Here is a 10,018-nt window from a genome sequence, read left to right as displayed (position 1 = left end):
TCAGGGAGCACGCACGGTCAGCGGATGCACGCCCCGGGCAGACACCCGCGCGTTCCGGGACCATGCCCGGCTACACCACTTCATGGGACGCGATCGGTAAGAACTTGACAAGGCACTGGAATAGCCCTCGGGGCGCATCATGAAGACGACGTGCCGCGATGCAACGCCGCGCACGAAACCAGCACTGACCGGTGCCAAAAGCGCGCAGCTCCAGACCTACGCCATGGCGGAGCGACGTTTGGGCGTCACTCCGCCATGGGGAGTCCGGCATGGGGCGCATGTATCGATGCGAGTCCGCGCCAGGAAGCGACGAGGTCCGGCAGTCGCGCGGGGCGGCGTGGGACAGCGGGAGCCGCAGCCGACGAGGCGGGATCCGGTCGACCGTCGACGTTCAGGATTCGCCGCCCGCAAGCGCGGCTTGGAGAGGAGGCCCAGGCGTCGCCGCATCTCGTGGACATGCGACGCCTGGGTCATGTGTCGGCGAGGCGATCAGCTCCGCTGGGCGGCGCAGCGCTCGCAGGTACCCCAGAAGGTGACCGCAGCTTCGTCGACCCGGTAGGAAGCGGGCAGGTTGCTCTCAAGGCAGGGTGCCGCACCGACCACGCATTCCACATCGATGATGTCGCCGCAGAGGCGGCACACGAAGTGGTGGTGATTGTCGTTGCGTTCGGGTTCGTACCGCGCTGGAAGGCCCGCGATCTGGGTGCAGCGGATCATGCCCGCCTCCGTCAGCACACGAAGGACGTTGTACGTGGCTTGCAGCGACAGTTGACCCGTCACCTGCTGCGCCCGGGCCCGAATGGCTTCGACCTCGGGATGCCCGGGCAGCTCCTCGACAGCGGCGAGTACGGCCATGCGCTGCGCAGTCACCCGAAGCTGCGCGTCGCGCAGACGCGTGGCAGCTCGGGCCATCGGCTCCTGTTCTGCTCGATCCCCGTCTGCTGTCGGGGCATGACGGGCGCCTCGCCCCGTGCCAGTCGGCATCGATCGATTCCTGGCCATTGCTGCCTCCAGAGTGTGCAGACTCGCCGTCGGTGTCGTTTGCGCGCTTCATCCAGAATCTTTTATGTACCTAATCCTAGTTCTGGAGCGACTCAAGTCAATAGAGTCCTACGCAATACTGGCACGTGGCAGACGGCGGTCGTCGGCGACTGGCGCTGGTGACCGGTCGTGCCAACAGACCGATTGCATCCCCGAAATCGGTATGGCCGGAAGCCGGGAACGTAGTGAGCCAGAACGTCCGCCTTGATATTCCCGCAGGTGGCCTCCGGACGGTCCTCGATGCCCTCGGTGAACGCGGCAAGGATCCGAACCCCGGCGACCAGGGCCGATGGGACCGTCGTCGAGCCTGTCGCGCTGGCAACTTGGACCGCCGCAGGGCTGGCCCAGAACAACATCCAGGTCCGCAGCCAGAGAGCGGCGAAGGCCCGGGCCGACCGCGGCCGACCCGCACGACCGCAAGCGGCATCCACCACGATGATCTCCCCCTGCCAAGCGTCCCGCGCACGACATCCCGATCGGGTCATCAACGCCGCACCTCCCAGACGCTGGCCAACTTCCCCATCCGTCACCCGCTGCGGCTACATCACCGAGCACCGTGCCCAGCGATGAGGACGCTGCTCACTGGCGGCACCGCGGTCAGCACGGGTCCGGCTGACAGCGATCTGGACCGAGGCGACGTAACGGGTACGAAGCGCATCGTCTGCCGCGTTGCCATGCCCCATTGGGTCAAATCCCTCGCCCTGTTGGCGCTTCCAGCGCGACACGGCTATAGGCACGCTGGGCCCCGGCGAACGTGGAGGAGTCGGCAGCTCGGGGCACCGTATGCGTCACATCTCCGGCTCCGACCAGAAATCGGGCGGGACGATACCGACGGAGCGGCCGTGGGGGTCCAGGAGGCGCCCCATCAGCTTGTCCTGGCGCAGGGCGATGACGCGGTCGACGATGTCGAGGCTCGGGTGGGCGGTGGCGAGCTGGGTCTCCAGGCGCAGGACGTCGCTGACGGAGTGCAGGCTGGCCTGAAGGACTAGGTTGTGGGGGCCGCTGACGGCGGCGCAGTTGCGGGTCTCGGGCAGACGGACGAGGGCGTGCCCGATCTCGGGGAGATCGGCGGGTGGGACTCTGGCCCAGAGGGTGGCCGCGACGGGCCAGCCGCCGAGGGGGCGGGCGAAGTCGCAGCGGAACCGCAGCAGGCCGCGTCGGGTGAGTTGTTCGGTGCGGCGTTTTGCGGTGTTGAGGCTGACGCCGAGGTCGCTCGCCAGGGTCTGGTAGGGCGCGCGGCCGTCGTGGGCGATCCGGGTGATGAGGGCGCGGTCGAAGGGCGTGATCTCGCCCGGGGCGACAGGGGTCTGGGCCGGGGGCGGGCCGGTCAGCTGGGCACGCTGGGCGGGGTCCAGGGCGGCGATGCGCCACCGGCCGCCCTCGGTGAACATGTGGGTGACGATCCGGACTTCCACGGCGGTGATGCCGGGAAGGTGCGGGAGCAGGTCGAGGGTGTAGCGGGAGAGGGCCGGCAGGTCGCGGGTGGCGGCGATGGCGAGGATGTCGTGGCCGGCGGCCGCGCGCTCGATCGTGAGCATGTGGGGGTGGGCGCTCAGTGCCTGGGCGACCCCGGTGGTGGCGCCGGGAGCGCAGTCGATCACGACGAAGGCCACGCAGATCTGCTCGAACAGGCGTGGGCCGGGTGAGAATCCCACCCAGGCGGCGCCCTGCTCGGACAGGCGGCCGAAGCGGCGGGCGACGGTGACCGGGTCGACCTCCAGGGCACGCCCGAGCTCGGTCCATGAGGCCCGCGGCTGCAGCTGCAGGGCGTTGATCAGCGCCAGGTCGTCCTCTGTCAGCAGCGCTGGTGCATCATCCTGCATGACCCTCTCCTGAGAGGCATAATCCTGCGTTTGGCGGCTTTCACACGTCACTCTCCCATTGTGGACTTCAGGGGCCCGCACCTGTCGAGCGTGAGGAGGGCCGGACCATGGCGTACGGCGACTATCAGGACGAGATCTACATGGACGGGCTGCGCGGGGTGGTGCCGCGCTTCCCGATGACCTACGACGAGCTGGAGCCGCTGGCTCAGGCCGCGATGCCCGCCTCGGTGCGCTCCTACGTCATGGCCGGAGCCGGCGACGAGCGCACCCAGCGAGCCAACGTCACCACGTTCGAACGCTGGGGCCTCGTCCCGCGGATGACGGTGGGAGCCACGGACCGGGATCTGTCCGTCGACCTCTTCGGGATGCGCCTGCCCTCACCGCTGTTCATGGCCCCGGTCGGCGTGATCGGGCTGTGCGCGCAGGACGGCCACGGCGATCTCGCCACGGCCCGTGCCGCCGCCCGCACCGGCGTGCCGATGGTCGCCTCCACCCTGACCGTCGATCCGCTGGAGGAGGTCGCCGCCGAGTTCGGCGCCACCCCGGGCTTCTTCCAGCTCTACACGCCCACAGACCGTGAGCTGGCCGAGAGCCTGGTGCACCGGGCCGCGAAGGCCGGCTTCAAGGGCATCGTGGTCACCCTGGACACCTGGATCACCGGCTGGCGCCCCCGCGACCTCGCCGTCAGCAACTTCCCCCAGCTGCGCGGAAACTGCCTGACCAACTACACCAGCGACCCCGTCTTCCGCGCCCGCCTCGCCCGTAGCCCGGAGGACGACCCGGCGGCCGCGGTCGCCGAGTGGGTGCGGATCTTCGGCAACCCGCTCACCTGGGACGACCTGTCCTGGCTGCGCTCGATCACCGACCTGCCGCTGATTCTGAAGGGCATCTGCCACCCGGACGACGTCCGCCGCGCCAAGGACGGCGGTGTGGACGGCATCTACTGCTCCAACCACGGCGGCCGCCAGGCCAACGGCGGCCTGCCCGCCCTCGACGCCCTGCCCGGCGTGGTTCAGGCCGCCGACGGCACGCCCGTCCTGTTCGACTCAGGTGTCCGCACGGGAGCCGACATCATCAAGGCCATCGCCCTGGGCGCCACCGCCGTCGGCATTGGCCGCCCCTACGCGTACGGCCTCGCCTACGGCGGCGAGGCCGGCGTCGTCCACGTCCTGCGGTCCCTGCTCGCCGAAGCAGACCTGATCATGGCCGTCGACGGCTATCCCACCCTCGCCGACCTCGCCCCTGAGGCCCTCCGCCGCCTCACCTGACAGCCGCCGACCAGTCGGGGCGGACGCATCGGCGCTACCTCGCTCACCGAGTGGTCGGCCATGGTCCACCTCCTCAGCGACCTGGGCCCAGCCCTCCCATCAGGCCCGTCACCGAGCGGTGTGTATGTCATGAGAAATACGTATTAGTGCAGCAGGATCAGACTGGCGCGCGCTTCCGGCACCCCACGACGCCGAAGACGGCACTCGACACCGCATGGAATAGCGCGCACCCCTCCACCAGACCCGTCGAACCAGAAACCCAGCCCCAGCAAGGAAGTCGATGGCAACCATGACTGAGAAGTCCACCGTCCGCAGCGTGACCTACGACCTGCTGCGAACCCTGAAACTCACCACGGTCTTCGGTAACCCCGGTTCCACCGAGCAGCCGTTCCTGCAGGAATTCCCCGAGGACTTCACCTACGTCCTGGCGCTGCAGGAGGCTTCCGTCATCGCGATGGCCGACACCTTCGCCCAGGTCACCGGCCGACCCGCGCTGGTCAACCTGCACTCCTCGGCCGGGATGGGAAACGCGGTGGGCAACCTGGTGGCGGCCTACCACGGCAACACACCTCTGATCATCACCTCGGGCCAGCAGCACCGGGAGCTGGTGATCGGCGACCCGTATCTCGGCAACCGCGAGGCCGTCACGCTGCCCAAGCCCTGGGTGAAGTGGTCGTACGAACCGGCCCGCGCCGAAGATGTACCCGAGGCCTTCATGCGGGCCTACGCGGAGGCGCCGCAGCCGCCGACGGGCCCGGTGTACCTGTCGATTCCGATGGACGACTGGAAGCGTCCCCTGTCCGGCTTCACCCGGGTGCGGACGGTCAGCGACCGCGTGGCCCCCGACACCGCGCGGCTGCGCATGTTCGCCGATCGCATCTCGGCCAGCCGTCGTCCCGCGCTGGTCTTCGGTCCGGAGGTGGACCGGGCCGGTGGCTGGGACGCGGCCGTCGCGCTGGCGGAGAAGCTGCGCGCGGCCGTCTACGGCGCCCCGCTGCTGGACCGGGCTTCCTTCCCCGAGGACCACCCCCTCTTCGGCGGCCCGCTCGGCATGTCGGTCAAGACCATCAGCGATCGGTTGACCGGCCACGACCTGGTGGTCGTGATCGGCGCGGAGGTGTTCCGCTACTACCCCTACGTGCCCGGGCCGTACCTGCCGGAGGGCACGGAGCTGCTGCAGATCACCGGCAACCCGGCGGTGGCTGCGGCGGCGCGGGTCGGTGACAGCCTCCTGGGCGATCCCAAGACGGCGATCGAGCTGCTCCTGGACATGGTCGCTGAGGGTTCGGCGCGGACCGCGCCGGAACCGATGCCGCGGCCCCGCGAGCTCCCCCAGGCGCCGAACACCCCGCTCACCCCGCCGGAGGTGTACGCCACCCTCAGCAGGGTCCGGCCGGCCGACGCGGTCATCGTCAACGAGTCGACCTCCACGATGGCACAGCAGATCGAGTGGCTCCCCACCAAGCGGACCGGATCGTTCTTCGCCACGGCCAGCGGAGGCATCGGCTGGGGCACCCCGGCCGCCGTGGGCGTCGCACTCGGCGACCGGGACAGGGGCGCCGAACGGCCGGTGATCGGCCTGATCGGCGACGGCTCCTTCCAGTACTCCGTGCAGGCCATCTACACGGCCGCCCAGCACAACCTCCCGATCGTGTACGTGGTCATGCGCAACCAGGAGTACTCCATCCTCAAGTCGTTCGCCGTGCTGGAGGAGACCCCCGGGGTGCCGGGGCTCGACCTGCCCGGGCTCGACATCGCCTCCGTCGCCCGCGGCTTCGGATGCCGCGCGGTCGACGTGGAGACCACCGAGGACCTGGAGCGCGAGTTCAAGTCGGCCCTGACCGCCGGCACCACCACCGTCATCGTCGTCGCCACACAGCCCCAGAAGGCGATGTTGTAAGCCGCGCGGATCGCACGGTCGAAGAAAGAACAGCGGAGAGAGGACAACAAACATGGACTTCGGACTGAAGGACCGGGTGTACATAGTCACCGGCGGCACCCGCGGGCTGGGCATGGCCGCCGCGCGCGAGCTGGTGGCGGACGGCGCGCGGGTGGTCGTCAGCGGCCGCGACGAGAAGTCGGTCGCCGCCGCACAGGCGGACCTCGGCGGCCCGGGGCAGGCAGTCGGCGTCGTGGCCGACAACGCCGACCCCGGCACTCCGCAGCGGCTGGTCGCCGCGGCTCGCGACACCTTCAAACGGCTGGACGGGGTGCTCATCAGCGTCGGCGGACCCCCCGCGGGCACCTCGGACACCATCGACGACGACCAGTGGCGCACCTCCTTCGAGTCGGTCTTCCTCGGCGCGGTGCGGCTCTCCCGTGCCGTCGCCGCCGAGCTGGGCGACGGAGGCGTCATCGGCTTCGTCCTCTCCAGCTCCGTGTACGAGCCCATTCCCGGCCTCGCGATCTCCAACGCCCTGCGGCCGGGCCTGGCCGGTTACGCGAAGAACCTCGCCAACGAGCTGGGCCCCAGAGGCATCCGCGTCGTCGGCCTCGTGCCCGCCCACATCGAGACCGACCGAGTACGCGAACTCGACGCACGGCACGGTGACGCCGACGCCGCCCGCGAACGCGCCACCGCCGGCGTCCCCCTGCGCCGCTACGGAACCCCGGACGAGTTCGGCCGCAGCGCCGCCTTCCTGCTCTCGCCCGCAGCGTCGTACCTCACGGGCGTGATGCTGTCGGTCGACGGCGGCGTACGCAAAGGCTTCTAGAGTCTCCGCGGTCAAGACCGCGAATCGAGCGGGTTCACGCTAGGGCGGTCGCCGGGGAAGCACCGAGACCGTATGGCCGCCCTTCGCCGCAAGCGCCGTACGGCGGTGAAAACAAGCACGCCGTCGGCCTGAGCACACCCCGTGAGGTGGGCGGTACGCGCGCGGTCGGCGTTGTGCCGTGCTACGAGCGAAACCTATCCTCACCACTGTGGCAACTTCCGAGAGCCGGAGGTATCCCGCGCAGCCCGCCGGTTGCGACTTCGGCGGTCTCGTGGGGCGCGCGGACGAGCTGGTGCTGATCGACTCGCTGTTCGCCGATCAGGATCGCACCGGATACGGCCCCGTCGGCCGCGGGTTGCTGCTGCGTGGTGAACCAGGGGTCGGGAAGACCGCGCTGCTCGACGTCGCCGCGGCCCGGTCGAGTGCCGTCGGCAGACGTGTGCTGCGCGCCTGCGGCGCGGAGTTCGAGGCCGGGATCAGTTTCGCGATGATCCACCAGATGCTCTACCCCCTGCGCGCGGATGCCGATCTCCTGCCCGGCCCGCAGCGCGATGTCCTCTGCCGGCTCTTCGACCTGACGCCGACGGCTCTCCCGGACCCGCTGACCGCAGGGACAGCCGTACTCGCCCTGCTCGGCGCGGCCGCGGCCGAATGCCCGCTGCTGCTGGTGGCCGATGACGCGCCGTGGATCGACCCGGCCAGCGCCACGGTACTGGCCTTCGCCGTGCGTCGGCTGGGCCAAGCCCCTGTGGCGCTGCTGGCCGCTGCCCGTACCGGGCTGAAAGGGTTTCTCCACTTTATGAGGTTGCCGGAACGGACGGTGCCACCCCTGGACGACCAGTCGGCGGCGGAGCTTGTCGAGGCCCAGTGGCCGGGCCTGGCGCCGACCGTCCGGCGCCGGCTGCTGGCCCAGGCCGCGGGTAACCCGCTGGCCCTCCAGGAGCTACCGACGACTCTGAACGACCGGCAGCGCTCCGGCGCACAGCCGGTGCCCAGCGTGCTGCCCCTGTCCGAGCGGCTGCTGGACACCTTCGCCCCCGAGCTCGACCAGCTGCCCGGCGCGACCAGAAGGGCACTCCTGCTGGCCGCACTGGCGGCCGACGACGACCTGGACACCATCAGGGCCACGACCCGATGCCCGCTGGACCTGGACGACCTGGCCCCCGCACAGCGGGCCCGGCTGGTCCACGCCGACACCGCCTCCGGACAGGTCACCTTCAGCCATCCGCTGACCCGCTCGGCGGTTGTGTACCTGGCCCCGCCGGGCGAGCGCCGGGCCGTGCACCAGGCACTCGCCGAGGTACTGGTCTTCGATCCCGAGCGGCAGGCGTGCCATCTGGCCGAGGCGAGCACCGGACCCGACGAGGCGGTGGCCCGGGCGCTGGACAAGGCGGCCCTGCTCGCGCGGCTCCGCGGCCGTGCCTCGACCGCGGTGGCCACCCTGGTGCGCGCGGCTGAACTCAGCCCGCACCCCGGAGACCGCTCCCGGCGCCTGGTCGAGGCCGCCCACCTCGCCACCATGGCCGGACAGCTCGACCAGGTCACCTGGCTGCTGGCGGACGCCGGGCAGACCCCGCAGACCCCGGACGCGCTGGTCTTCGCCGCCACCGCCCACCTGCTCACGAACAACGAAGGCGACGTCACCGCCGCGTACCGGCTGCTGACCCGGGCGCTCGACTCCACCGAGGATGCCGGGCCGGTCTCCTGGGACAGGTACGGCATCCTCTACGCCCTGCTGCTGGTCAGCCTCTACACCCTGCGGCCGGAGCCGTGGGAGCTGCTCAGGAAGGCCATGGTCCGCTTCGAGCCCGAGCAGGTCGTCCCGTTCCAGCTGTGTTACGACGCGTACGTCGATCCCACCCGGACCTCGGACGCCATCCGGGAGGGCCTGGACCGCGCCTTCGCCGCGCTCCCGCCGGCCGCTGCGCCCTGGGAAGTGATTCCGCTGGCCTTCGCCGCGGTCGCGATGGACACCCTGTCCGACTACCGCTACGCGGTCCGCGGCATGATCGAGCGGGAACGCGACGGCGGCGCCATCGCCATGGTGGTGCCCGCGCTGATGCTGCTCTGTCAGGACTCCTACGTACACGGCCAGTGGGACGAGGCCGAGAACCTCGCGCAGCAGGGGCTGGAGTTGGCGACGGGCTATGGCTACTCGTTCTGGGAGCGGCAGATCCGGGCCGTGCTGGCCTCCGGTGCCGCGCTGCGCGGCGATGTGGACCTGGCTCGGGCCCGCAGCACGGAGACCACCACCTGGGCGGCGCCCCGGGGCATGGGCGTCACCTTGGCGTACGCCCGTTCAGCCGGCCATCTCGCGGCCATGGGCCAAGGCGACTTCGAGGAAGCCCACACCCAGGTGGCGCAGATCGACCCGCCCAGCGCCCCCAGTGCCGGCATCCCCAACCGGTGGGTGGTGCTCGACCTGGTCGAGGCGGCGATGCGCACCGGACGCCGCGACGAGGCCCGCGCACACGTCGTCGCCGCCCAGCAGGGCGGCCTCCCCCGCATCGGCACGCGCATCGCGATCATCACGGCGGGAGCCGCGGCCGTGGCCGCGGACGACGAGGTGGCCGGCGCCCTGTTCGAGGAGGCCCTGGCCCTGCCCGAAGCCGCCCGCTATCCCTGGGAGCAGGCACGGATCCAGTTCGCCTACGGACAGTGGCTGCGCCGTACTCGGGATACCGCCCGCGCCCGCATCCAGCTGCGTGCCGCCATGGAGACCTTCGACCGGATCGGCGCGCGAGCGATGGTGCAGCGCGCCCGCAACGAACTGCGCGCCACCGGCGTGGCCGCCGCCACGCGTTCCGACCCGGCGGCACCCGAACTGACCGCCCAGGAACGGCAGATCGCCGAATTGGCCGCCACCGGACTCACCAACAAGGAGATCGGCGCCCGTCTGTTCCTGTCCCATCGCACGGTCGGCTCCCACCTGCACCGGATCTTCCCGAAACTCGGCATCACCACCCGTGCTGCGCTGCGCGCCGCACTGGAAGCCGGCGCCCACAATGCCCATTCCGAGGGTCAATTCCAGTCGTAGACGCGCACGGCCTACACCTCCGGTACGACGGCTTCGTCGGCCAGGAGCCGGTCCGCGGGTCGGGGGTCGTGTTTGCAGGGCGGGGAGGCGGCGTCCACCCTCGGCGGCGGAAGCGGTGGCCTGGTGAGCCGCGGC

6 protein-coding genes and 1 pseudogene are annotated in these 10,018 nt (G+C 70.7%); 4 read left to right on the top strand and 3 right to left on the bottom strand.

The annotated features are described in order from the left end of the window. Positions 1-489: 489 nt before the first annotated feature. The 3 genes and pseudogenes from ACWCQS_RS44900 to ACWCQS_RS44890 form a co-directional block, all read right to left on the bottom strand. On the bottom strand, positions 490-912 hold the full coding sequence (locus tag ACWCQS_RS44900; RefSeq protein ID WP_451009857.1) for a Fur family transcriptional regulator: 423 nt from the start codon (positions 910-912) through the stop codon (positions 490-492). A 296-nt stretch (positions 913-1,208) separates the two neighbouring features. Beyond that, positions 1,209-1,310, bottom strand: a pseudogene (locus tag ACWCQS_RS44895) (diguanylate cyclase); the annotation flags it as partial. 519 nt (positions 1,311-1,829) lie between these two features. Then, positions 1,830-2,864, bottom strand: coding sequence for an Lrp/AsnC family transcriptional regulator (locus ACWCQS_RS44890; RefSeq protein WP_451009856.1), 1,035 nt, complete (start codon positions 2,862-2,864; stop codon positions 1,830-1,832). Between the two features lie 107 nt (positions 2,865-2,971). Between ACWCQS_RS44890 and ACWCQS_RS44885 the strand changes: the two genes are divergently transcribed. From ACWCQS_RS44885 to ACWCQS_RS44870, 4 genes are all read left to right on the top strand, one after another. Beyond that, on the top strand, positions 2,972-4,132 hold the full coding sequence (locus ACWCQS_RS44885; RefSeq protein WP_451009855.1) for an alpha-hydroxy-acid oxidizing protein: 1,161 nt from the start codon (positions 2,972-2,974) through the stop codon (positions 4,130-4,132). Positions 4,133-4,412: 280 nt separating this feature from the next. Continuing rightward, positions 4,413-6,032 (top strand): benzoylformate decarboxylase, encoded by a 1,620-nt coding sequence (gene mdlC / locus ACWCQS_RS44880; protein ID WP_451009854.1) that lies wholly within the window; start codon positions 4,413-4,415, stop codon positions 6,030-6,032. A 52-nt stretch (positions 6,033-6,084) separates the two neighbouring features. Further along, positions 6,085-6,846 carry an SDR family oxidoreductase gene (locus ACWCQS_RS44875; protein ID WP_451009853.1) on the top strand — a complete coding sequence of 254 codons (762 nt, stop codon included), beginning with the start codon at positions 6,085-6,087 and terminating at the stop codon, positions 6,844-6,846. A gap of 208 nt (positions 6,847-7,054) precedes the next feature. After that, the gene (locus ACWCQS_RS44870) at positions 7,055-9,883 is read left to right on the top strand and encodes a LuxR C-terminal-related transcriptional regulator (protein WP_451009852.1); all 2,829 of its coding nucleotides are present in this window, start codon (positions 7,055-7,057) and stop codon (positions 9,881-9,883) included. Positions 9,884-10,018: the final 135 nt, after the last annotated feature.

Source organism: Streptomyces sp. NPDC002076 (genome assembly GCF_053593835.1).
The sequence above is the reverse complement of the archived record's forward strand: the minus strand, read 5'-3'. Positions and strand labels throughout refer to the sequence as shown.